The sequence below is a fragment of the Bradyrhizobium sp. RT6a genome (assembly GCF_040547675.1).
Lineage (GTDB): Bacteria > Pseudomonadota > Alphaproteobacteria > Rhizobiales > Xanthobacteraceae > Bradyrhizobium.
In genome coordinates this window covers 40951-62465 of the sequence record NZ_JBEPQC010000006.1, presented here as the reverse complement: position 1 = coordinate 62465, position 21515 = coordinate 40951, and the positions used below count along the sequence as shown (strand labels likewise).

Annotated in this window: 26 protein-coding genes and 1 tRNA gene; 7 read left to right on the top strand and 20 right to left on the bottom strand. The window is 64.7% G+C overall.

Going from position 1 to position 21515, the window contains the following annotated elements; genetic code table 11:
* The first annotated feature begins 252 nt into the window (after window positions 1–252).
* Window positions 253–327: transfer RNA gene (locus tag ABIC03_RS27765), tRNA-Thr, on the top strand.
* A gap of 771 nt (window positions 328–1098) precedes the next feature.
* Here the strand turns inward: ABIC03_RS27765 and ABIC03_RS27760 are convergent.
* A complete protein-coding gene (locus ABIC03_RS27760) occupies window positions 1099–1569 on the bottom strand; it encodes a hypothetical protein (RefSeq protein ID WP_354062774.1) in 471 nt (156 codons plus the stop codon).
* A gap of 117 nt (window positions 1570–1686) precedes the next feature.
* The gene (locus ABIC03_RS27755; protein ID WP_275173992.1) at window positions 1687–2016 is read right to left on the bottom strand and encodes a hypothetical protein; all 330 of its coding nucleotides are present in this window, start codon (window positions 2014–2016) and stop codon (window positions 1687–1689) included.
* Between the two features lie 159 nt (window positions 2017–2175).
* On the opposite strand from ABIC03_RS27755, the gene ABIC03_RS27750 reads away from it, so the two are divergent.
* Window positions 2176–2580 (top strand): VOC family protein, encoded by a 405-nt coding sequence (locus ABIC03_RS27750; RefSeq protein ID WP_275173994.1) that lies wholly within the window; start codon window positions 2176–2178, stop codon window positions 2578–2580.
* Between the two features lie 205 nt (window positions 2581–2785).
* Here ABIC03_RS27750 and ABIC03_RS27745 read toward each other — a convergent pair whose 3' ends face one another.
* From ABIC03_RS27745 to ABIC03_RS27730, 4 genes are all read right to left on the bottom strand, one after another.
* The gene (locus ABIC03_RS27745) at window positions 2786–3262 is read right to left on the bottom strand and encodes a Crp/Fnr family transcriptional regulator (RefSeq protein WP_354062772.1); all 477 of its coding nucleotides are present in this window, start codon (window positions 3260–3262) and stop codon (window positions 2786–2788) included.
* Window positions 3263–3451: 189 nt separating this feature from the next.
* Window positions 3452–4081 (bottom strand): ferric reductase-like transmembrane domain-containing protein, encoded by a 630-nt coding sequence (locus tag ABIC03_RS27740; RefSeq protein ID WP_354062770.1) that lies wholly within the window; start codon window positions 4079–4081, stop codon window positions 3452–3454.
* A gap of 11 nt (window positions 4082–4092) precedes the next feature.
* Entirely contained in the window at window positions 4093–4581 is a 489-nt protein-coding gene (locus ABIC03_RS27735; RefSeq protein ID WP_354062768.1) for a peptidase associated/transthyretin-like domain-containing protein, read from the bottom strand.
* 153 nt (window positions 4582–4734) lie between these two features.
* Window positions 4735–5157, bottom strand: coding sequence for an MgtC/SapB family protein (locus ABIC03_RS27730; protein WP_354062766.1), 423 nt, complete (start codon window positions 5155–5157; stop codon window positions 4735–4737).
* Window positions 5158–5387: 230 nt separating this feature from the next.
* Here ABIC03_RS27730 and ABIC03_RS27725 point away from each other — a divergent pair, with 230 nt between their 5' ends.
* Window positions 5388–6395 carry an LLM class flavin-dependent oxidoreductase gene (locus ABIC03_RS27725; protein ID WP_354062764.1) on the top strand — a complete coding sequence of 336 codons (1008 nt, stop codon included), beginning with the start codon at window positions 5388–5390 and terminating at the stop codon, window positions 6393–6395.
* 140 nt (window positions 6396–6535) lie between these two features.
* Here ABIC03_RS27725 and ABIC03_RS27720 read toward each other — a convergent pair whose 3' ends face one another.
* Genes ABIC03_RS27720 through ABIC03_RS27695 form a run of 6 tightly spaced genes read right to left on the bottom strand, consistent with a single transcriptional unit; the run spans window position 6536 to window position 11141 of the window.
* On the bottom strand, window positions 6536–7411 hold the full coding sequence (locus ABIC03_RS27720; protein WP_354062762.1) for an amidohydrolase family protein: 876 nt from the start codon (window positions 7409–7411) through the stop codon (window positions 6536–6538).
* Between the two features lie 13 nt (window positions 7412–7424).
* Window positions 7425–7817, bottom strand: a complete 393-nt coding sequence (locus ABIC03_RS27715; RefSeq protein WP_354062760.1) for a RidA family protein — start codon at window positions 7815–7817, stop codon at window positions 7425–7427.
* A gap of 25 nt (window positions 7818–7842) precedes the next feature.
* Window positions 7843–8646 carry a 2-oxo-hept-4-ene-1,7-dioate hydratase gene (hpaH, locus tag ABIC03_RS27710; RefSeq protein ID WP_275174009.1) on the bottom strand — a complete coding sequence of 268 codons (804 nt, stop codon included), beginning with the start codon at window positions 8644–8646 and terminating at the stop codon, window positions 7843–7845.
* 3 nt (window positions 8647–8649) lie between these two features.
* A complete protein-coding gene (locus ABIC03_RS27705) occupies window positions 8650–9510 on the bottom strand; it encodes a fumarylacetoacetate hydrolase family protein (protein ID WP_354062757.1) in 861 nt (286 codons plus the stop codon).
* 44 nt (window positions 9511–9554) lie between these two features.
* The gene (locus ABIC03_RS27700; protein WP_354062755.1) at window positions 9555–10172 is read right to left on the bottom strand and encodes a flavin reductase family protein; all 618 of its coding nucleotides are present in this window, start codon (window positions 10170–10172) and stop codon (window positions 9555–9557) included.
* Window positions 10173–10175: 3 nt separating this feature from the next.
* Window positions 10176–11141 (bottom strand): Bug family tripartite tricarboxylate transporter substrate binding protein, encoded by a 966-nt coding sequence (locus ABIC03_RS27695; RefSeq protein WP_354062753.1) that lies wholly within the window; start codon window positions 11139–11141, stop codon window positions 10176–10178.
* A 131-nt stretch (window positions 11142–11272) separates the two neighbouring features.
* On the opposite strand from ABIC03_RS27695, the gene ABIC03_RS27690 reads away from it, so the two are divergent.
* The 4 genes from ABIC03_RS27690 (at window position 11273) to ABIC03_RS27675 (ending at window position 14810) form a co-directional block, all read left to right on the top strand.
* Complete coding sequence (locus tag ABIC03_RS27690; protein WP_354062751.1) at window positions 11273–12073, top strand: IclR family transcriptional regulator; 801 nt, start codon at window positions 11273–11275, stop codon at window positions 12071–12073.
* 81 nt (window positions 12074–12154) lie between these two features.
* Window positions 12155–13450 (top strand): O-acetylhomoserine aminocarboxypropyltransferase, encoded by a 1296-nt coding sequence (locus tag ABIC03_RS27685; RefSeq protein ID WP_275174017.1) that lies wholly within the window; start codon window positions 12155–12157, stop codon window positions 13448–13450.
* Between the two features lie 4 nt (window positions 13451–13454).
* Window positions 13455–14237, top strand: coding sequence for an alpha/beta fold hydrolase (locus ABIC03_RS27680; protein WP_354062748.1), 783 nt, complete (start codon window positions 13455–13457; stop codon window positions 14235–14237).
* Window positions 14238–14306: 69 nt separating this feature from the next.
* Window positions 14307–14810 (top strand): DUF6496 domain-containing protein, encoded by a 504-nt coding sequence (locus tag ABIC03_RS27675; protein WP_275174019.1) that lies wholly within the window; start codon window positions 14307–14309, stop codon window positions 14808–14810.
* 190 nt (window positions 14811–15000) lie between these two features.
* Here the strand turns inward: ABIC03_RS27675 and ABIC03_RS27670 are convergent, their stop codons facing one another.
* Genes ABIC03_RS27670 through phnH form a run of 8 tightly spaced genes read right to left on the bottom strand, consistent with a single transcriptional unit; the run spans window position 15001 to window position 21512 of the window.
* On the bottom strand, window positions 15001–15612 hold the full coding sequence (locus ABIC03_RS27670) for a pyridoxamine 5'-phosphate oxidase family protein (protein ID WP_354062746.1): 612 nt from the start codon (window positions 15610–15612) through the stop codon (window positions 15001–15003).
* A gap of 22 nt (window positions 15613–15634) precedes the next feature.
* Complete coding sequence (gene phnN, locus ABIC03_RS27665; protein WP_354062744.1) at window positions 15635–16231, bottom strand: phosphonate metabolism protein/1,5-bisphosphokinase (PRPP-forming) PhnN; 597 nt, start codon at window positions 16229–16231, stop codon at window positions 15635–15637.
* The gene (locus ABIC03_RS27660; protein ID WP_354062742.1) at window positions 16228–17382 is read right to left on the bottom strand and encodes an alpha-D-ribose 1-methylphosphonate 5-triphosphate diphosphatase; all 1155 of its coding nucleotides are present in this window, start codon (window positions 17380–17382) and stop codon (window positions 16228–16230) included. Before ABIC03_RS27660 ends, phnN begins: the two co-directional genes overlap by 4 nt.
* A gap of 11 nt (window positions 17383–17393) precedes the next feature.
* A complete protein-coding gene (gene phnL, locus ABIC03_RS27655) occupies window positions 17394–18092 on the bottom strand; it encodes a phosphonate C-P lyase system protein PhnL (protein WP_354062740.1) in 699 nt (232 codons plus the stop codon).
* Window positions 18093–18114: 22 nt separating this feature from the next.
* On the bottom strand, window positions 18115–18912 hold the full coding sequence (gene phnK / locus ABIC03_RS27650) for a phosphonate C-P lyase system protein PhnK (protein WP_354062738.1): 798 nt from the start codon (window positions 18910–18912) through the stop codon (window positions 18115–18117).
* Complete coding sequence (locus ABIC03_RS27645; RefSeq protein ID WP_354062736.1) at window positions 18905–19801, bottom strand: alpha-D-ribose 1-methylphosphonate 5-phosphate C-P-lyase PhnJ; 897 nt, start codon at window positions 19799–19801, stop codon at window positions 18905–18907. The genes phnK and ABIC03_RS27645 overlap by 8 nt, the downstream gene beginning before the upstream one ends.
* Entirely contained in the window at window positions 19798–20901 is a 1104-nt protein-coding gene (locus ABIC03_RS27640; RefSeq protein ID WP_354062733.1) for a carbon-phosphorus lyase complex subunit, read from the bottom strand. The genes ABIC03_RS27645 and ABIC03_RS27640 overlap by 4 nt, the downstream gene beginning before the upstream one ends.
* A 2-nt stretch (window positions 20902–20903) precedes the next feature.
* Window positions 20904–21512: a phosphonate C-P lyase system protein PhnH gene (phnH, locus tag ABIC03_RS27635; protein ID WP_354062732.1), complete on the bottom strand. Its 609-nt coding sequence runs from the start codon at window positions 21510–21512 to the stop codon at window positions 20904–20906.
* Between the last annotated feature and the right edge of the window lie 3 nt (window positions 21513–21515).

Genomic DNA, 21515 nt, shown 5'->3' with positions numbered 1-21515 from the left:
GCGATCCGATCGTGCGAAAATCGAAATGGATCGAATCCGGCGCATCCGGCAACTGGCCAGTTGGGTGGGGATATCGGAACCGAATCCGGGGAAAGTCGGCCGTTTCGAGCCAAAACAGGCATTTTGGCCTCGATATCGGCCCGATTTTATCGGTTTGGCGGAGCTAGCAAGCTTGCACAGGAGGGGGGCTTGTGGCAGATATCGGCCCGCTTGGTAGGCCCCTCGTGGCGGCCGATTCTTACCCCAGCACATGCTGCCGTAGCTCAGTGGTAGAGCACTCCATTGGTAATGGAGAGGTCGACAGTTCAATCCTGTCTGGCAGCACCATTCCCTCGCTCAAATCACGCATGAAGCAGCCCTCTCGCGGCATGGGATGCCCGAGTTTTGCTTTTCCGTAGCCCTCTTCTGTGAAGAGAGCGCAGGGAAGACCGGGTGCCGGCTGGCACCCGCGGTCCGCTGCGCGAAAGTGTAGCGCAAAGAGACCGCACAGCAGCATACACGTGACGCCGAACACTCGGCCTTCCCTGCGCAGTGGGTTGACGGCTTATGCCGCGCTCTCCCCGGCGACGAGTTCCTTTTTGTCACCGTCGCCTTGCGAATTGACGATGCATTGAGACCCGGTAGAGCCCCGATGCATCTCCGCAAGGCTTGACCGTAGCAACGACGGCCAGGACCACACGATTTTGCCGTACGCAGCGATCCGGCTTCGCCAAGAGGCTTCGCCGGACACGTCCTGCTTCGCCCAAAAGGGCTTCGCAGGGCGTTGGCGCCGGTCGTCCGCTCGCTAGACAAGACCTCACGAGGTTCATCTCGCCCTGGTCCCGCCTTCGCGTGCCCGACGCTGCCGCGTCCACCGCTCTCCGATCCACGTTCGTTACGACGGACGATCGCCCCTCTCCCTGGACCGGGATGGCGGATTGATACTGCGATTCCGAATTTCGGTATAGTGGAATATTTTTGTGAGGGAGGGTTGACGAGGATCTGTGGGAGGCGGGTGTGTTGCCCGACGGGTTAAAATCAGGTTTTAAATTCCCGCGTCAGACAGTTAACCCCACTTCCCGCCAGTCAGCTTCATTCCAAACATGGAGAGGGCTTCATCTACAAAAGCCTCAAGGGTTGCCGCCGTGCTAGCGACGCACGGCGGCTGGCCACTGACAGGAAGAATGAAGCCCCGCTGCCCCACAAGGAACGCGCGGGTCCACATCCGGCAGATCGCCGCGCCTGTCGAACGTTGGCAGACTCGATGACGAATAGTTCCTTCCTCACGCCATTCTTCAGGACAAGAAAATCAGCGTCAGTGATGCTTCTAGAAGCGAGCCATTCGGTGGGATCGAGCGTGGGATCAACAGATAGGGCAAATTTCAAAGCGGCGACCGCAGAATAAGCGACATCAAAATTGCCCGCAAATCCGATCGCAAGTTCGCCCGTCAGCATTTGTATTTTTAAGCTGTGAAATTCGCCGTTGACTGGGCCAAGATCGCCTTTGAGTGCAAAGTGCTCGTGGCTGAGGAGCGTATCTCCCACCATAAAGCAAATATCGGCTCCAGCATACGCAACCACCAGCGTCATTGTCGTTCCTCCCAATTAAGCGCTCGTCCGACAAGCGATCCCATCGAGACCTTGTTCGACGACGCAGCATGATAGGTTTCGCAAGGGCTCTGCCCATCCTACGCGAGCTGACCGGATCTACCGCCGACCACGGCGCCACGAGGCTCCGATCAGCCAAAACACGAACCTGACAAACAGGATCGCGGCCGTGATCTGGATCCAAAGGAAACCACCGAGTTCACGCAAGACAATTTCGGCCTGAGCGCCCCAATAGCCAGGAAGCGCATCGCCGACAGCTTCAATACCGTGCGTTCCGGTCCGCAGGGCCCATCGGACCCACTCAGGCTTGTAAAAGAGCGTCGCGCCGAGCAAAATCCAAGTCAGCAAAGCAGTGCTAAGTCTGAAGGAGTGCACCTTGGCGTGGTGCTTGAACGTCGCCAGTCTTCCATTTTCTCCGGCTTGAGCCATGTTATTTTCCTATTCGAAGCCTACGGTGCCGGGAAGTTCGTAGGATGGGTACGGCGAAGCGAAAACCCATGGAAGGCTTGCTCGATGACGAATGGTGACGGGTTTCGCAAGTGCTCTGCCCGTCCTACGCGAGCTTAAGACCAAGAAAAGGGGAGAGGCATGCTTGGGAACGCGAAGGTGGCAACCCGGCTTCCAGCCAAAGACCTGGATCGGGCGCGAGCGTTCTATTCGGAAAAACTCGGGCTCGAGCCGGTCGAACAGCGCGAGGGTGGACTCCGTTACGTCTGTGCGAATGGCGAGTTTGCGATATTCATCTCGGCCGGACTGCCATTCGGCACGCACACACAGATGGGCTGGGAAGTCGAGGATATCGAGGCAACGGTGCGCGAGCTTCGCGTGCGGGGCGTCGAGTTCGAGGAATATGACCTACCCGGCTTGAAGACCGTTGATGGAATTGCCGCGATTACCGGGAATTACCCCAGCAAGGGGATCGGTGAGCGGGGCGCGTGGTTCCGCGACAGCGAAGGTAACTTGCTGGGAATCGGGCAGCCGATTCGATCTTGACGAGCAGCTACGTCGCTCGTGTCGTCGACATGCGGACGGCCGCCGCCAATGGCCGTCACGCTCAGGCACGGTCATTTCAGCGCGACGGAGGACCACAAGCGCCCAAAAATGGGTAAAGCGAAGCGAAACCATCAAGGCCATGCACGGTGACGAAACATGATCGGGTTCGCAAGTGCTCTACCCATCCTTACGCATTATCACTTGATCACTTATCGTCACCCATCTTATGCCCCGCAAAGCGATCGTCCGAACGGCGAAGCCGTCGGCAAAGCTCGCGATTGATGTTCTGCAGGACGATCACATAGGCGTGGATATCGGCCTTGTAGCAGGCGTAGAGCTTTTGGGCGGTCAGCTCGTAGAGGACGGTCGGACTCTCCGCGACCACCGTGGCAGAACGATTCTGCATTTCGATCAGCGTCATCTCGCCGAAGAAATCGCCGGGCTCCAGAACGGAAATCGGGATGACGCTTCCCGAATTCGCCCGTTTGCTCACCGCCAGCCGACCGGATTTGACGATGAACAGCGAACGTCCGGGCTCGCCCTCCGTCACGACGGTTGCTCCGGTATCAAATCGGCACTCGACCAGCATCGACATCAGGAGGTCGAGACTTTGATCCGGGATACCGCCGAAGAACGGTGTGGCGAGCAGGAACGCTTTCAGGTCGGGGACACTGACGGCCATCCCGCGAGGATAATCTTCACCGCCATCCGCGGCAAGCAGACCGGACATCGGCGCTGACGATGCTCAACGCGTGTGAAAGGCGGCGTAGCCCGGATGGAGCGCAAGCGTAATCCGGGGCCGGTGGCTATGGATGCGGTCGTCCCGGATTTCGCTTTGCTCCATCGGGCTACGAACCCTAATCTGGCCATGTCACTGCCGCGCAGCAGTCTCGCCGCGCAACGTCCGCCTTCGCCAGAGGTCAGCCATCACCTTGACGGTCGCTGCAAGCACAGCTGCGCACAGCGCCGCCTTCGAGATCGTCTCCATCGTCCCCTCGATCAGCAGGCAATGGGCGACGCTGCCGGCGACGATGATGATCGCGAGGGGAATATGGACGATGCGCCAGGTGCGCAGCCGCAGTCCCAATCGCCGGCGGAGTGGCGCCAGAAGCGCGACGGTGAAGATGGCCCACATCGCGGTTACGCCGAAGGGGGAGAACGGCGTCGGTGAGGTATAGGTCAGGGCGTCGATCATATCGGGCGGGCTGGTGATCCAGAGGCCGGCGACGTGGATCACCACCGCCAGGGCAAGCGCGCCGCCGATCCAGTGATGGGCGCGCCGACCACGATAGGCCGACAGGCCCGGCAGATATCCGCCGATCAGCAGGGGCTGAACCAGCACGAGTCCGAGCGCGATGATCCCGGCAAAGCCGGCGAGGATGTAGACCGCGCCGCGCCATGCGAGCTGCTCGCTTCCGGCAGCGAGCGCGATCGGCACGCCGATGGCCAGGACAAGGGCGACCCAGATCAGCGGCGCCCGGGCCGATCTCCGCCCCTGCATCTCCAATGCGATCAGGCCGGCTGAAGGACGAAGTGCGCCTCCAGGCTGGTTTCCTTTGCGCTCCGCATCACCGGCCGCAGAAAGACCGTCTTGAACTCACCGCTGTCATAGGCGAGGTGGCCATGCGGCTGGCCGAAGATGGGAATGATCTGCGGCATCTCGAGCCGGAACTTGCCGTCCTTGTCGGTGAGCGTGGCGCCGTGACTCTGCGGCTCGTGCTCTTGGCCTTCGGTGGTGTGCGCCCAGATCTGGATGCGCTGCCCAGCCAGTGGAGCTCCGTCGCCGGCGCGGCGCACGGTGCCGCTCATCCAGAAGCCGCCCTTGCCGATCCGCTCCACGATCGCCGCGCCCTTGCGATAGTTATTCGCCCCGCCCGACATCGTTTCGGTCGGTGCAAGGCCGTCCGCGCGGGCAGGCAAAAGCAGGCCTGAGGTTCCGGCTGCCAGGATGGAACCGCCGGCGACGAGGAGGTTGCGGCGGCTGAGTACGACCGAGGTCATGTCAATTCCTCCTTGTGACCGTGCGATTTGGCGACCATGCGATTTGCTGCGGCAAGGATACAACAACCAGCGCGAGGCGCCCAGTGGAGGCAAGGCGCATGATCGGTCGCAATGACGGTGTTGTGAACGGGGTGCAGGCCGCCCGCACATGCATCAGTGATCGTCGTCTTCCTTGACCAGCGTCAACAAGCGAAGCGTCAGGAACGTGAATACCGCGACCGTCACCGCGACATCGTAAGCGCCGAGCCCGACGGAGACGCCGACGGCGCCGGTCGCCCAGAGGCTCGCGGCCGTCGCGGTGCCCTGCACCGAATTCCCCTGCTTGAGAATAGCGCCACCGCCGATGAAGCCGATGCCGGTGATGAGGCCCTCGATCACCTTTGCCATCCCGTCCGGCGAATGCACGAGCAGGCTTTCGCTGGCCTGCACGAAGCCGCAGCTTGCCATTGCGACCAGCGGAAAGGTGCGCAAGCCCGCGCTTCGCGCCCGCTTCTCGCGGTCCCACCCGATCGGAACGGCGAGCGCGAAGGCCGCAGCCAGCGCAACGACGTGAACGCCGATGTTGAATCTGTCCAAAGAAAGCCCCCGAAATGAAAATCGTCGCCATTGATCAAACAGGCCGGCAACGCCGCAATGCGGCCCGCGGTTTCAGTGCAGGCGGATTTGCCGCATGCATCAGCAGCAAGGACTTCGCCTCCGCGTAAGGGAGGCGGCGCAGCACAATGATCGTTTCGGCTGGTATTCCTGCGGCCGGCCCCTACATGTCGAGTCCACGTTCCCATCGCACGCTCCATCCGGACCCGCCCATGATCCCCTTCTCCGTGCTCGACCTCGCGCCGATCCGCCAAGGCGGCGATGCGTCGCAAGCGTTCCGCAATTCGCTCGATCTGGCGCAGCATGCGGAAGGCTGGGGCTACAAGCGGTTCTGGCTGGCCGAGCATCACAACATGACGGGCATTGCGAGCGCGGCGACGTCGGTTGTGATCGGGCATGTCGCGGGCGGGACAAAAACCATCCGCGTCGGGTCCGGCGGGATCATGCTGCCGAACCATTCGCCGCTGGTCATTGCCGAGCAGTTCGGCACGCTGGCCTCGCTCTATCCCGGGCGGATCGATCTCGGGCTCGGGCGGGCGCCGGGCACCGACCAGTTCACCGCGCGCGCGCTGCGGCGCGATCTCGCCACCAGTTCCGAGAATTTTCCGCAGGACGTGCTGGAGTTGCAGGCGCTGCTCGGCGACGTGCAGCCGAACCAGGCCATCCGCGCCGTGCCGGGCATGGGGACGAAGGTGCCGCTGTGGATCCTGGGATCCAGCACCTTTGGCGCGCAGCTCGCAGGCATGCTCGGCCTGCCGTTCGCGTTTGCCTCGCATTTCGCGCCGCAGATGATGATGCCGGCGCTGCGGGAGTATCGCGCGCGGTTCGAGCCGTCGGCGCAGCTCGACAAGCCCCATGCGATGGTCGGCGTCAACGTGTTCGCCGCCGACAGCGACGCGGACGCGCAGCGGATGTTCTCATCGCTCCAGCAGCAGTTCATCAATCTGCGCCGGGGCACGCCCGGCCCGCTGCCGCCGCCGGTCGACGACATGGACGCGCTGTGGTCGCCGGCCGAGAAGGCGATGGTCGGCCAGTCGCTGTCCTGCTCGGCGGTCGGCTCGCCTGCCGTGGTCGAGCAGAAGCTGAAAGCGCTGATCGCGGAGACCGGCGCGGACGAATTGATGACCACGGGCCAGATCTACGACCACGCCGCGCGCCTGCGCTCGTTCGAGATTGCGGCTGGGGTGCGCGACAGGCTGGCTTCACAGCCGGCCGCGTGAGCGCAGTGGGTGCAGTTCACGAGGTCGTCATGCCCGGGCTTGTCCCGGGCATCCACGTTCTTAGTGCCGCGTCGCGACGCGTGGATGGCCGGGACTAGCCCGGCCATGACGTTGTGGAAGCCTTGGTGCCCGCTCTCCCCTCAATCCGGAAAGCCGAACAGCTTTGCCGGATTGTGCACCAAGATCTTCTCCAGCTCCGCCTGGTCGGGCGCGTAGCGGTACATCAGCTCCAGCAGATCGGCGTCGTTGGGCGGCTGCTTGACCGAGACCGGATGCGGCCAGTCGCTGGCCCAGACGCAGCGGTCGACCGCCGCCTCGATATAGGCGCGCGCGATCGGGATGACGTCGTCGTAGGGTGGCCCGAGCTTCGAGGTCTTCTCACCGAGCGACAGCATCACCCAGAAATTGCCCTTGGCGAGCAGCTCCAGCATCTTGCGCAGGTTCGGATCGTTGCTGCCGGCTTGCGGATCGGGCCGCGCCATGTGGTCGATCAGCACGGGCACGTCGAGATTCTCGTATTTGGCGACGCTGGAGACGATGCCGTCCTTCTCGGGCTGGATCTTGACGTACCAGCCGAGCTCGCGGATGCGCGCAATGGCGCGGGCGAAATCGGCATCCGACAGCACGGCGCCGAGCTCCTGGCGGAAGCTGAAGCGCGCGCCACGGACGCCGGCGTCATGCAGTTTTGCGAGATAAGCGTCGTTCGCCTCGGCGAACACCAGCGCGTTGGCGCAGCCGCGATAGTTCGGGCCCATCGCGGCGAGGCCGTCGAGCACGACGGCGTGATCGGCGCCATAGGTGGTGGTCTGCACGATGATGCCGCGCTCAATGCCGAGCGTCTTGTGCACGCGCAGCGCCGCTTCCCAGGTCGCGGTCGGCATCCGATAGGCCGCACCCGGACGTTCCGGATATTTGTCCACGGGACCCAGCACGTGAAACTGGCTGTCGACGGTTTTGGGCGGCGGCGCCTTGACCGGGCGGCGCGGGTTCGGGTCGAACGGCAGATAGGTCGGCATGCGCGAAACTCCCTCAGTCGATTACGGCGGTGAAGTCGCACTGCACCAGCGCGCCGCCGTCCATGTTGTCCATCGGCAGCGCGTGGCGCGCCGGGCGCGCATGCTCGTCCGGAAACATTTTGAGCCATTCGACATTCACAGGTCCGCGCTGCGTACGGTCCTTCAGCCACACCGTCATCTTGATGATGTCGTCCGTCGAGCCGCCGGCGGCCTCCACCGTCGCCTTCATATGCGCGAACATGTTGGCGCATTGCGCGTCCAGGCTCTCGGGCATTGTGCCGGCCGCATCGCGGCCGAGGATGACGCCCGACATCACGAGATTGCCGATGCAGCAGGCGTTCGGAATCGGATTGGCGTGCTTGAAGCCGCCGATATGGATGCTCTTGCGCCGCGTGTGACCGGTCATGATGCGCTCCCTCTTGCTTACTGGTTCAGACGAACTGGCACGACACCGAGCCGAACGCGCCGTAGTCGGCATGAAAAGTGTCGCCGCGGCGGATGTCGACCGGACGCGTGAACGATCCGGCCAGCACGACCTCGCCGGCGGCCAGATGTTCGTCATGCGGCGCAAGGCGGTTGGCGAGCCAGGCGATGCCGTTGGCGGGATGATTGAGCACGCCGGCGGCAAGCCCGGTCTCCTCGACCTCGCCGTTGCGGAACAGCAGCGCGCCGATCCAGCGCATGTCCGCGTCCATCGGACGGAACGGCCGGCCGCCGAGCACCAGCGCGGCGTTCGCTGCGTTGTCCGAGATCGTGTCCATGACCTTTCGCGCCTTGCCCGTCTGGGGGTCGACGCGGTGCATGCGCGTCTCCAGAATCTCCAGCGCCGGGGTCACGTAGTCGGTGGCGTTGAGCACGTCGAAGATGGTGCAATCGGGCCCGCGCAGCGGCGCCTTGAGCACGAAGGCGAGCTCGACCTCGATTCGCGGCGCGTGGAAGCGGTCGAACGGAATCGGCGTGGCATCGGCATAGAACATGTCGGCGAACAGCACGCCGTAGTCGGGCTCGGAAATCCCGACCACGCTCTGCATCGCCTTCGAGGTCAGGCCGATCTTGTGGCCCTTGATGACCCGGCCGCGACCGAGCTGGAGCTTGGTCCAGGCGCGCTGAACGGCATAGGCATCCTCAATACTGAAATCGGGATAATCTTTCGTGAACATCGTGATCAGCGTCTTGGTGCGCTCGGCCTCGTCGAGGCGCGCGGCAAGGCGTTCGATCGTGGGAGTATCCAGCATGGCTTAACTCTCCGCGGCCACGGTATTGCGCAGCACGCCGATGCGGCTGGATTCGACCTCGACGACATCGCCGACCTTGAGCCAGCGCGGCGGGTCGAAGCGGGCGCCCGCCCCGGTCGGCGTGCCCGTCACGATCATGTCGCCGGGCTTGAGGGTTGCGAAGGTGGAGAGATAGGAGATCAGAAAATCGAACGGGAACATCAGCCGCTCGGTGGTGTCCTGCTGCCGCACCTCGCCGTTGACGCGCGTGACGATGTCGTGAGGCCCGCGCGGGTCGAGTTCGTCCGATGTGACGATCCAGGGACCGATGCTACCGGAGCGGTCGAAATTCTTGCCTTGCGTGACATTGAACTTGCCGTGGCGCAGCCAGTCGCGGATCGTGCCCTCGTTGCACAGCGTCATGCCGAAGATGTGCGCCCAGGCCTTTTCGCGCGGGATGTGGCGGCCGCCCTGGCCGATCACGATGACGAGCTCGCCTTCGTAGTCGAGCTGATCGGATACCTCAGGCTTCTCCAGCGGCTGACCGGAGCCTGTCATCGAGGACATGCTGCGCACGAACAGGCTGGGATATTTGGGCAGGTCGGAGCTGTCTTTATACTCCGCATTGCGCTCAGCATAATTGACGCCGATGCACCAGAGCTTTTCCGGAGTCAGCACCGGCGGAAGCAGCACGAGATCGTCGAGTGCGTAGTCCGGCTTTTGTCCGGCGACGGCTTCCTGCGCGTCGGCCAGCGCATTGGCCGCGATCAGCGCCCTCAAATCGGAGAAGTCGCGGCCGATCCGCCGGGTCAGGTCGACGACGCCGCCGTCGATGGCGGCACCGTAGCGCGGCTCTCCGTCTACCAGATAACTCAGGAGTCGCATGGTCGTTCTCCAATGGTCTTGGGGCGCTCGCAGGGGCAGCGCGCTCAGTCTTTCGATTTGGGAGTCTGGAACACGCCGCGCAGCGTCACGATCTCGCCGAGCCGGGCGTAACGCGGGCCGCCGATGCGCGCGATCGGATCGAGCGCCGCGGTCTCGACCTTGCCGTCGTTCACGAGGCCGTCGCGGAGGTGGAACATCACGACTTCGCCAACGATCAGCCGGCTGCGGGCGTCGCCGAATTCGAGGCACTGTCGGAAGCGGCATTCCATCGCAACGGGCGCAATGCTGAGCCGCGGCACCTTGATGCGCTCGCTCGCGATCGTCTCCAGCCCAAGTTCCGCGACCTCGCTGATCTCGGGCGGATGCTCGACCGATGAGTCGTGCACGGCCTGCATCAGCGGGGTGTCGGCGATGTGGATGACGTATTCCTCGGTGTCCAGAATATTATGCGCGGTGTCCTTGTAGTCCGCGCCCTTGCGGCCGACGCTGATGGCCAGCATCGGCGGCTTCTGCGAGACGAAGGTGAAGGCGCTGAACGGCGCGAGGTTGAGCACGCCTGCGCGCGACAGGCTCGTCACCCAGGCGATCGGACGCGGCACCACGATGCCGGTCATCAGCCGGTAGATGCGTTCGGCGCCGAGCTCGGTGGGGTCGATCCGCATCGATCAATCCGCCTTGATGTTAGCCTTGCGCACGATCGGAATCCATTTGGCGTCCTCGCGTTCGAGATAGGCCTTGAATTCGTCGGGGGTCATCGCGACGGCTTCGCCGCCGAGCTTCTCGAACTTGTCGACCACGGCCGGGTCCTTCAAAATCGCGGTCAGCGCCTCGTGCAGCTTGTCGACCACGGGCGCCGGCGTGCCTGCCGGTGCGAACAGGCCGGTGAAGGTCTGGCCGTCAAAGTCCTTGTAGCCGAGCTCGGCGAAGGTCGGCACGTCGGGCAGCGACTTCAGGCGATGCGGACTGGTGACGGCCAGCGCCCGGAACAGGCCGGCCTTGATGTGCTGCAGGCTGACCGTGAGCTGGTCGAACGCGAACTGCACCTGCCCACCCAGGAGGTCGTTGACCGCTGGCGCATTGCCGCGATAGTGCGCGGTGACCCATTGCAGATCGAGGCTGGACTGCATCAGCTCGCTGAGCAGATGGTTGGTGGTGCCGGGACCGGGCGAGGCCATCGTCAGCTTGCCGGGCTCGCGCTTGGCGAGGTCGATGAATTCCTTGAAATTCGTCGCCTGCACGGAAGGATGAACCTCGAGCACCAGCGGCGTCATCGAGATCGTCGTGATCGGCAGGAAATCCTTCTTCCAGCTATAGACGTCGCGCTTATTGATTTCGGTCGCGAACAGCACCGGGCCGTTCGCGCCGACGAACAGCGTGTAGCCGTCGGGCGCGGACTTCGCGAAGGTCTCGCCCGCGATCATGCCGCCGGCACCCGCCTTGTTCTCGATGATGAAGGGCTGGCCGAGCTTTTCCTGGAGCTTGTCGGCGATAATGCGCGCGGCGCTGTCGACATTGCCGCCGGCCGGATAGGGCACGATCAGCTTGACGTTGCGCGACGGCCATTGCTGGCCCCACGCCGGTCCCGTCAACATCGCCGCTGCGGCAGCTATGGCAATCCAGATTAATCTCATGTTAACCTCCCGGCGGCGCTTCCAATTTTACGTCGATTTGCCTGAATTCGTACACGGCATCTCGATTCGGGGCGCAATCTCCAGATGCGCGCTTTACCTGTCGAGCGAATTGTGGCGTTCTTGTCCATATTATGGACAAGACCACTTCCGCGAAATCCGCCCGCCGCATGACGGAGCCGCGACAGGGGGCGCAGGCGATCCGGCGCGCGCTCGCGGTGCTGCGCATTCTTGCCGCGGGCCGCGAAGACGGCGTGCCGCTGGTCGAGGTGGTGCAGGCGACCGGCCTCATCCGCCCGACCGTGCACCGCATCGTGCACGTGCTGATCGAGGAAGGCATCGTCGAACGGCACGACAAAACCGGGCGCTACGCGATCGGCAACCAGGTGCCGGAGCTCGCGCTCGCCCGGGCCCGGCCGTCGCGGCTGCTGATCGCCGCAAATCCGTCGCTGCAACGCGCCTCCACCGAGATCGGCGACACGCTGTTCCTGACGGTGCGGACCGGCAACGACACGCTGTGCGTCGATCGCAGGATCGGCGTCTATCCGATCCAGGTGCTGTCGATCGAAGTCGGCGCGCGCCGGCCGCTCGGCGTCTCCAGCGCAGGCGTCGCCATTCTCGCCGCGATGCCGGCTCAGGACGCGCGCAAAATCGTCGCAGCCAATGAGAAGCGATTCGAGGCCTACCGGACCGACGCTGCGATGGTGCTGGGCCAGGTCACAGCCGCGAGGCGGCTGGGGTACGGTATGAGGGAAATTGGTCTCGTGCAGGGCACGAAGTCGATCTCCACCTGGATCAAGACCCCGGACGGCCGCCCCGCTGCCGCGATGACCGTCTCCGCCGTTCGCACGAGGCTCGGCCCACGCCGCGAACAAGAGGTCGCGGAGATCCTGCTGCGAGAGGCGCGGATCATCGAGCAGGCGATCCGGGGTTAGACAACGCTGTCAATGGGCTGACTTCGCGCGCCGTTTTGTGGCACAAGAGCCGCCTCCGCCGACCGAGCAACGAGGCCCCGCATGCCCGCGCCAAAACCGCCCGCCTTCGAGACCCTGAGCCTGCATGCGGGCCAGCATCCGGATCCCGCGACCGGCGCCCGCGCCGTGCCGATCTACCAGACCACGTCCTACGTGTTCCAGGATTCCGATCACGCCGCCGCGCTGTTCAACCTCGAGCGCGCCGGCCACATCTATACGCGCATCTCCAATCCGACCACGGGCGTGCTCGAGGAACGGCTGGCGGCGCTGGAGGGCGGCGTCGGCGCGATCTGCACCGCGAGCGGCATGGCCGCGCTGCATCTGGCCATCGCGACGCTTCTGAACGCCGGCGACCATATCGTCGCGTCGAGCTCGCTCTATGGCGGCACCATCAACCTGCTGGCGCACACGCTGCCGCGCTTCGGCATCACCACCAGCTTCGTCAAGCCGCGCGATCTCGACGCGTTTCGCGCGGCGATCAGGCCGAACACGAAGCTGGTGATCGGCGAGACCATCGGCAATCCCGGGCTCGAGGTGCTTGATATTCCAAAGGTCGCGGCGATCGCGCATGATGCGAAAATTCCGCTGCTGATCGACAACACGTTTGCCACCCCCTATCTCAGCCGCCCGATCGAGCTCGGCGCCGACATCGTCATGCACTCGGCGACCAAATGGATCGGCGGCCACGGCATCGCGATCGGCGGCGCCATCGTCGACGGCGGCCGGTTTGATTGGCGTTCATCCGGAAAATTCGGCGTACTGACCGAGCCCTATGGCGGCTATCACGGCATAGTCTTCGACGAACAGTTCGGCACCGCGGCCTTCATCATGCGCGCGCGGACCGAAGGCCTGCGCGATTTCGGCGCTTGTCTATCGCCGACCAATGCGTTCCAGTTGTTGCAGGGCGTGGAGACGCTCGGCGTGCGCATGGACCGCCACATCCAGAACACGCACCTCGTGCTGGAAGCGCTGAAAGCCAACAAGGCCGTGGATTGGGTGCTGCATCCCTCGCTCGAGGACCACGCGGACTACCAGCTGGCAAAGACACTGCTGCCGCGCGGCGCCGGCTCGATCGTCTCCTTCGGCATCAAGGGTGGCCGGCCTGCTGGCCGCAAGTTCATCGAATCGCTGCGCATGATCAGCCATCTCGCCAATGTCGGCGACGCCAAGACGCTGGTGATCCACCCGGCGTCAACCACGCACCAGCAGATGGACGCCGAGCAGCTCAAGGCCTCCGGCATCGGCGAGGAGCTGGTGCGGCTGTCGGTCGGCATCGAGACCGCAAGCGACATCATCGACGATCTCGCGCAGGCGCTGCGCATCTCGCAAAAGGTCTGACACCATGAAGCTCTCCGTCAACGGCGCCGAGGTGCTGGTCGCAACCGGCGGCCGCGACTTCGACAGATCCCTGCCGGCGGTCGTCTTCCTCCATGGCGCCGGCTTCGATCATTCGACCTGGGCGCTGCACACCCGCTGGTTCGCACATCACGGCTTTGGCGTGCTGGCGCCTGATCTGCCCGGCCACGGCCGTTCGCCCGGACCTTCGCTCGGCAGCATCGCCGAGATGGCCGACTGGACGGCGGCCCTGCTCGATGCGGCCGGAGCGACGAAGGCGCATCTGATCGGCCATTCCATGGGCTCGCTAATCTCGCTGGAGACGGCCGCACGTCACCCCGACAAGGTGTCCGCGCTCAGCCTGATCGGCACGGCCGCGACCATGACGGTCGGCCCGGATCTGCTGAAGGCGGCCGAAGCCAATTCGCAGGATGCAAACGACATGGTCTCGATCTGGGGCCTCGGCTTCAACGCCGAGCTCGGCGGCAGCCTCGCACCGGGCCTGTGGATGCATGGCGGAGCGCAGGCTGTGTTGAAACACTGCGAGCCGGGCGTGCTGTTCAGGGATTTGTCGGCCTGCAATGCTTACGCGAATGCGCTTCAAGCAGCCGCGAGCGTGAAGGTGCCTACGACGCTGATCCTCGGCGAGCGGGACATGATGACGCCGGTGAAGGCCGGCAAGGCACTCGCGGCGGCGATCCCGCATGCGAAGACCGTCGTGGTACCCGGCGCCGGTCACATGATCATGGCCGAGCGCCCGGATGAACTGCTGGTGGCGCTCAGGAACTGAAAGGATCAATCGTCCATCTTGCGCGTTGCGGTCAGATATCCCTGTGAAGATCCAGAGGGAACAGGACCCATGCCAAGACAGGAAGTCATTCGCAAAGCCAGGCAAGACAAGCGTGCCGGTAAATCGGCAACCACGCAGGCCGGCGAATTCGTCAAGGACCAGATCGACAAGATCCGCAAGGGCAAGCATGGCGCGCGCTCGACGAAACAGGCCATCGCCATCGGTCTGTCCGAAGCGCGCCGCGCCGGCGTCGATCTCCCGCCGCCGCGAAAAGGGCGCGTCAAGAAGGCGACGCGACGCAGCGCCAAATATGCCTATGAGGTCGGTCAGGGCAAGCGCACGCCGAAACGCCGGCCGCGCGTGTCGCGAGCCGTCGAAAAGGTTTTGAAGAAGGAGCCGCGCTCGACCGCGTCGCGCAGTGCACTATCGAAACAGGGCAAGCGTGCTGCGAGCCAGCGATCCGCCGCCTCGCGTTCGGCCACCGCGCGCAAGGCAAGCCGTACCAAAGGCGCCAAGGCCCGCTCCACCGCCGCGAAGAAGGCGGCACGCACCAGGGCGCGCCGCCGGAGCTGATCAGTTCGCGCGCCGGCTCGTTCGGAGAGCACGTTCTCCCTTCTCCCCTTGCGGGAGAAGGTGGCGCGAAGCGCCGGATGAGGGGTTTTGTCCAAGCATAACGTTTTCCGTGAGGACAGAGACCCCTCACCCGTCTCGCTGCTACGCGGCGAGCCACCCTCTCCCGCAGGGAGAGAGGGGAAGAACGAACTCACCACATCGTCGCGGCCGCACGCTCGGGCCAGATGCGATCGTACTCCGCGCCGCCGACCCTGTTCTCGCTCATCTCGGCGAGGATCTGGCCGGGCGTCGGCAGCGTCTTGGGGTCGATGCGCTTGTCGGGATTCCAGAGGTCGGAACGGACGATGGCGCGGGCGCACTGGAAGTAGATTTCGTCGACCGTCATCACCATGACGCTGCGCGGCGCCTTGCCGCCAACCTTGAAAGAGGCGAGCAGCTCGGGATCGATGGAGAGATGCGCCCGACCATTGGCGCGGACCGCATTGCCGGAGCCGGGGATCAGGAACATCAGCGACACCCGTGGGTCGCGCACGATGTTGCGCAAGGAATCGACCCGGTTGTTGCCGCGGCGATCCGGCAGCATCAGCGTCTTCGGATCGTGAATGCGGACGAAGCCGGAGAGATCGCCGCGCGGCGAGCAGTCGATCCCCTCGGGTCCGATGGTGGCGAGTGCGGCGAACGGCGCCTTTTCGATGAAGACGCGATAGAGCGGGGTGACGTGGTCGGCGACTTTCACGGTCGAGGCGTCGTTGGTGACGCCGTAGATGGCCTCCAGCTGCTCGACCGTTTCGATCACCGACATTCCAGTCTCCTTGCTGTGCCGGCTATTCGAGCCAGCCTTGATTCCTGATCACGCGCAGAAGCTGACGGCCATGATACTCCGCGCTGCCCGCGTTGAGTATGGTGACATCGGCCTGCGCCGATGCGTCGTCGACGCTGCGCGTCAGCCGTTCCGCGATATTGCCGTCACTGTGCCGGGCGCGGGCGGCAAGCCGCTGCGCCAGCACATCCGGCGGCGCAGTGACCGCGACTACCACGACGCTTGCATAGGTCTGGCGCAGCGCGCCGATCACCGTGCGCGAAACATTGGCGACGACGGCGCGTCCGGCACGAATGTCGTCGTTGAGGTCGAGCGGCAGCGCGTAGCAATGCCCATGCGCCTCCCAATGCACGGCGAATTCGCCATGCTCGTGCGCGCGACGGAATTCGTCAGGGCTCACCGCAATATTGTCTTCGTCGGCCGAGGATTCGCGCGTCACGAGACGGCGCGGGAAGACGATGTCGTGATCCTCGATGCACGCCGCCCGCGCCAGCCGCAGCAGCGTATCCTTGCCGGCACCGCTCGGACCGACCACGAGCACGAGCCGCCCGGGCCCGATCGCACCCGTCGTCTTTCCCGCCACGGTGACGGTATCGCTCATGCGACGCGGCTCCCTTCGCGCCAGACACTGCGGACCGCGGGGACGTGGCCTGCGACGTGCACGCGAATCAGATCGGCACGCTTGCCGACGGAAATCTCACCGCGGTCGGACAGGCCGACCGCCTCGGCGGGCGCCTTCGTCACGGTGCGGATCGCCGCCGCAAGGCTGATCGCGGGCACGTGCTCGGGCAAATGCAGCGCAGCCATCAGAAGGCTCGAGGGAATGTAGTCCGACGACAGGATGTCGAGCAGGCCCTCGCGGGCGAGATCGACCGCGGCGATGTTGCCGGAATGCGAGCCGCCGCGCACGACGTTCGGCGCACCCATCAGGATGTCGATCCCGGCCTCGTGCAGGCCGCGCGCGGCCTCCAACGTGGTCGGGAATTCCGCCACCGAAACGCCATCGCGCACGGCGTCGACGACGTTCTCCTCGGTGGTATCGTCATGGCTCGCCAGCGGGATCTTGTACTTATGTGCCAGCGCCACGATCTCGCGCATGTTGGTCGCGGCATAGGCCTTCTGATACTCGAAACGCTTCGCGAACAGTTCGTCGAGCTGGGCGTCGGTCTTGCCGCCGCCCTTGCCGCGGTAATAGTCGCGCAGCTTGCCTTCGTCGCGGAACTGGCGCTGGCCGGGGGTGTGGTCCATTAGCGACATCAGCCGCACGTCGGGACGATCGATCAGCTTCCTGGCCTCCTCGACCACGCTCGGCATCGGGATTTCGCAGCGCAGATGCAGGAAGTGATCGGCGCGCAGCAGGTCGGCATCGCGCGCGGTCGTGATCGCCGCGGCAAGCACGCCGGCGCGCCCGTCGACTTCCTCGGCGCCGTCCTCGCGCCAGACCCGGAGCGAGTCGAACACCGTGGTAATGCCGGAGGTCGCGAGCTGGCCGTCATAGGAGACGACGGCAGCGATCGGATTCCAGAACACTTTTGGCCGCGGCACGTAATGCGCTTCGAGATGGTCGGTGTGGAGCTCGATCAATCCCGGCATGATCAAATCGCCGCCGGCATCCTCTGAGCCCGCAGGCGCCCTGCCCTCACCGATCTCGGCGATGCGTCCATCGGCGAGGGCAAGCCAGCCCTGTTCGATCACGCGTTCCGCCAGCACGATCCTGGCGTTGGCGATCACGATGTCCTTCTTGGCGTTCATATCCATTTCCTTCAGGCCGCGGCGGCGAAGCTGGTGACGTCGACGATGCGGTCGGCAATCTGATGACGGATTTCGTCGTCATGGACAATGGCGACCATGGCGACGCCCTGGCGCTTCTTCTCGGCGACCAGTCCGACCACGACAGCGCGGTTGGCGGCGTCGAGCGAGGCGGTGGGCTCGTCGAGCAGCAGGATCGGCAGATCCGAGATGAAGCCGCGCGCGATGTTGACGCGCTGCTGCTCGCCGCCGGAGAAGGTCGCGGGCGGAAGCTGCCAGAGCCGCTCGGGGATATTGAGCCGATGCAGCAATTCGCCAGCACGGGCTTGCGCCTCAGCGCGCGCCAGACCGTTGACGATCAGGGGCTCGGCGACCACGTCGATGGTGGCAACCCGCGGCACCGCGCGCAGGAACTGGCTGACATAGCCGATGGTGGCGCGGCGGATGTTGAGGACCTCCCGCGGCTCGGCGGTGGCGAGATCGATCACCTCGCCGCGATGGCGAATGCCGATGCGGCCGGAGTCGCAGCGATAATTGCCGAAGATCATCTTCAGGATCGATGATTTTCCGGCGCCTGATGGCCCCGACAGCACGACGCATTCGCCCGGGTTGACGTGGAAGGTCACGCCGCTGACAACAGGCAGTTCGATGCCGCCCTGCAGGTGCATCGTAAAGCTCTTGTTGGCATCAGTGATGTCGATCATGGCGGTCATTGGAAAACTCTTCCTGGAAGGCTCATGGCGGCAGAATCGAGGAGACGAGGAGTTGGGTGTAGGGCTCGCGGGGATCGTCGAGCACCTGATCGGTGAGGCCCGTCTCGATGACGCGGCCGCCCTTCATCACCATCACGCGGTGCGACAGCAGGCGCGCGACCGCGAGATCATGGGTGACGATGATGACCGCGAGATGCAGCTCGGCGACCAGGCTGCGCACGAGGTCGAGCAGGCGGGCCTGCACGGAAACATCGAGGCCGCCGGTCGGCTCGTCCATGAACACCAGCCGCGGCTCGGTGACCAAGTTGCGGGCGATCTGGAGACGCTGGCGCATGCCGCCGGAATAGGTCCGCGGCGCATCGTCGATGCGTGCGATGTCGATCTCGACGCGGGTCAGCCAGTCCGACGCGGTATCGCGGATGCGACCGTAGTGATTCCAGCCCACCGCCATCAGCCGCTCGCCGACATTGGCGCCGGCCGAGACCGCCATGCGCAGCCCCTGCGCGGGGTCCTGGTGGACGAAGCCCCAATCGGTGCGGAACAGGAAGCGTCGTTCGGCCTCGCCCAGCGTGGCGAGATCGCGGGCGACGCCGTCGCGCATCCGATAGGACACCTGGCCGCCGCTGGCCGCGAGCTGGCCCGACAGGAGCTGCAGCAGGGTCGATTTGCCCGAGCCGGATTCGCCGACGATTGCCAGCACTTCGCCGGGATAGAGCGAGAACGAGACATCGCGGCACGCGGCGATGCGGCCATAAGATTTGCTGAGCGACTCGGCAACGAGCAGTGGCTCGTCATTCTCGAGCATGTCTTGATTAGCCATTCGATGCCTCCTGCGCCTTGTCCTTGTACGGCGCGGCGCTGAGGCTGCCGTGATGGCCGGCGGCCTGGCGGCCCTCGCAATAATCGGTGTCGGAGCAGACGAACATGCGCCCGCCCTTGTTGTCGGTGACGATCTCGTCGAGATAGGAATTTTCCGCGGCGCACAGCGCGCAGGGCGCATTGAAGCGATAGGGCTCGAAGGGATGGTCCTCGAAGTCGAGCGACACGACTTGCGTATAGGGCGGGATCGCATAGATCCGCTTCTCGCGGCCGGCGCCGAACAGTTGCAGCGCCGGGCAATTGTCCATCTTGGGATTGTCGAATTTCGGCGTCGGCGACGGGTCCATGACATAGCGCGCATTGACCTTCACCGGATAGGCGTAAGCCGTCGCGATGTGGCCGAAGCGGGCGATGTCCTCGTAGAGCTTCACATGCATCAGGCCGTATTCGGCGAGCGCATGCATGCGCCGCGTCTCGGTCTCGCGCGGCTCGAGGAAACGTAAGGGCTCCGGGATCGGCACCTGATAGACCAGTACCTGATTCTCGTGCAGCGACGTCTCCGGAATGCGGTGGCGGGTCTGGATCACGGTCGCATCTTCTGTGGCCGTCGTCGTGGCGACGCCGGCGGTCTTGGCAAAGAACTTTCGGATCGAGATCGCGTTGGTGGTGTCGTCGGAGCCCTGGTCGATCACCTTCAGCACGTCCTGCGGCCCGAGGATCGCAGCGGTGACCTGGACGCCGCCGGTGCCCCAGCCATAGGGCATCGGCATCTCGCGGCTGGCGAACGGCACCTGATAGCCGGGGATCGCGATCGCCTTGAGGATCGCACGACGGATCATCCGCTTGGTCTGTTCGTCGAGATAGGCGAAATTGTAGGCGGGCGCGTTCATTCCGCGGCCTCCTTCATGGCGTCGGGCGCATTGGCATCAGTGAATTCCTTGCGCAGCTTGCGCAACAGGCCGAGCTCGGACTGGAAGTCGACATAATGTGGCAGCTTCAGATGCTCGACGAAGCCGGTCGCCTGGACGTTGTCCGAATGCGACATCACGAATTCCTCGTCTTGCGCCGGTGCGAGCGCCTCCTCGCCGAGCTCGCGGGCACGCAGCGCGCGATCGACCAGCGCCATCGACATCGTCTTGCGCTCGCTCTGGCCGAAGGCAAGGCCATAACCGCGCGTGAAGCACGGCGCTTCGGTCGCGGAGCCCTTGAACTGGTTGACCATCTGACACTCGGTGAGCTCGATCGAGCCGAGCGGCACGGCGAAACCGACGTCTTCCGCCGAAAATTCCACCTCGACCTCACCGAAGCGAATCTCGCCGGCGAAGGGATGGTTGCGGCCGTAGCCGCGCTGGGTGGAATAGCCCATCGCCAGCAAGAACCCTTCGTCGCCACGCGCGAGATTTTGCAGGCGCAGGTCACGATCCGCCGGAAAGTTCAGCGGCTCGCGGGTGAGGTCGCCGACGCTGGCGCCCTCTTCCGCTTGCGGCGAGGATTCGATCAGCCCGTCGCGGCCGAGAATGTCAGTCACGCGCGGCGTCGGCGCCGTGGATGCTTCGGCCGTCGCCGGCGCTTCCGGCACAAAGCCGTCGGCGAGCGAGGGATCGAGCAGGCGGTGGGTATAATCGAAAGTCGGGCCGAGGATCTGGCCCCCGGGAATGTCCTTGAAGGTCGATGACACCCGCCGCCGCACCCGCATCGCGCCGGTCTCGACCGGCTCGCTGGCGCCGAAGCGCGGCAGGGTGGCGCGGAAGGCGCGGACCAGAAAGATCGCCTCGATCAGATCGCCGCGCGCCTGCTTGATGGCGAGCGCCGCAAGCTCGCGGTCGTAGAGCGAGCCTTCGCTCATGACGCGGTCCACGGCGAGGCCGAGCTGCTCCGAAATCTGGTCGAGGGAGATTTCCGGCACGCTTTGATCGCCGCGCCGCGCACTGGCGAGCAGGCGATGGGCGTTCTCGATGGCGCGCTCGCCGCCTTTGACTGCGACATACATGCTTAGCTTCCCTTGCTCACGACGCGCGTGGTGCGCGGGATCGCAACCACGGCGCTATCGGCGACCAGCACCACATCAACGCCGCGCGGAAACAGCGCTTCGTTGACGCGCAGGCGCTCGAACAGGTCGAACGGCTTGATCGACGCCTGAAGCGTCGCGACACCGTCGATGCCGGGGCCGCGCAGCGCGAAGCCGCGCCCCGAATCCAGGCTCTCGACCTGAAGAATCAGCGTGGTCGACCGATCCGGATATTCGCTGGTGCCCAGCGCGAAGCGCTCGAGCGAAGGCAGCGCCCCGCCGTCGCTGATCAGCGCGAAGCTTGCGATCGAGGAATCCTGCACCACCGGCGCGCCGGTATGGAATTTCAGCCATTTAACGAGGTCGGTGCTTTCCGACATGCGCGCATCGAGCCAGAGCGGCGTGTCGTGATCGAACAGCGTCAGCGCGATCGCGGCCGTGCCGCGCATCATCGTCTGAGGCGCTCCTGATGTCGGCACGATGCGCTGCACCGAGCCCGGCCGCGCCATCGCGTCCATGACCGAACGAAAGGTCGATTGCGCCGACAGCACCTTGTCGACGAACCCTGGCGGCAGTTCCGCAATCGTGGTCATGAT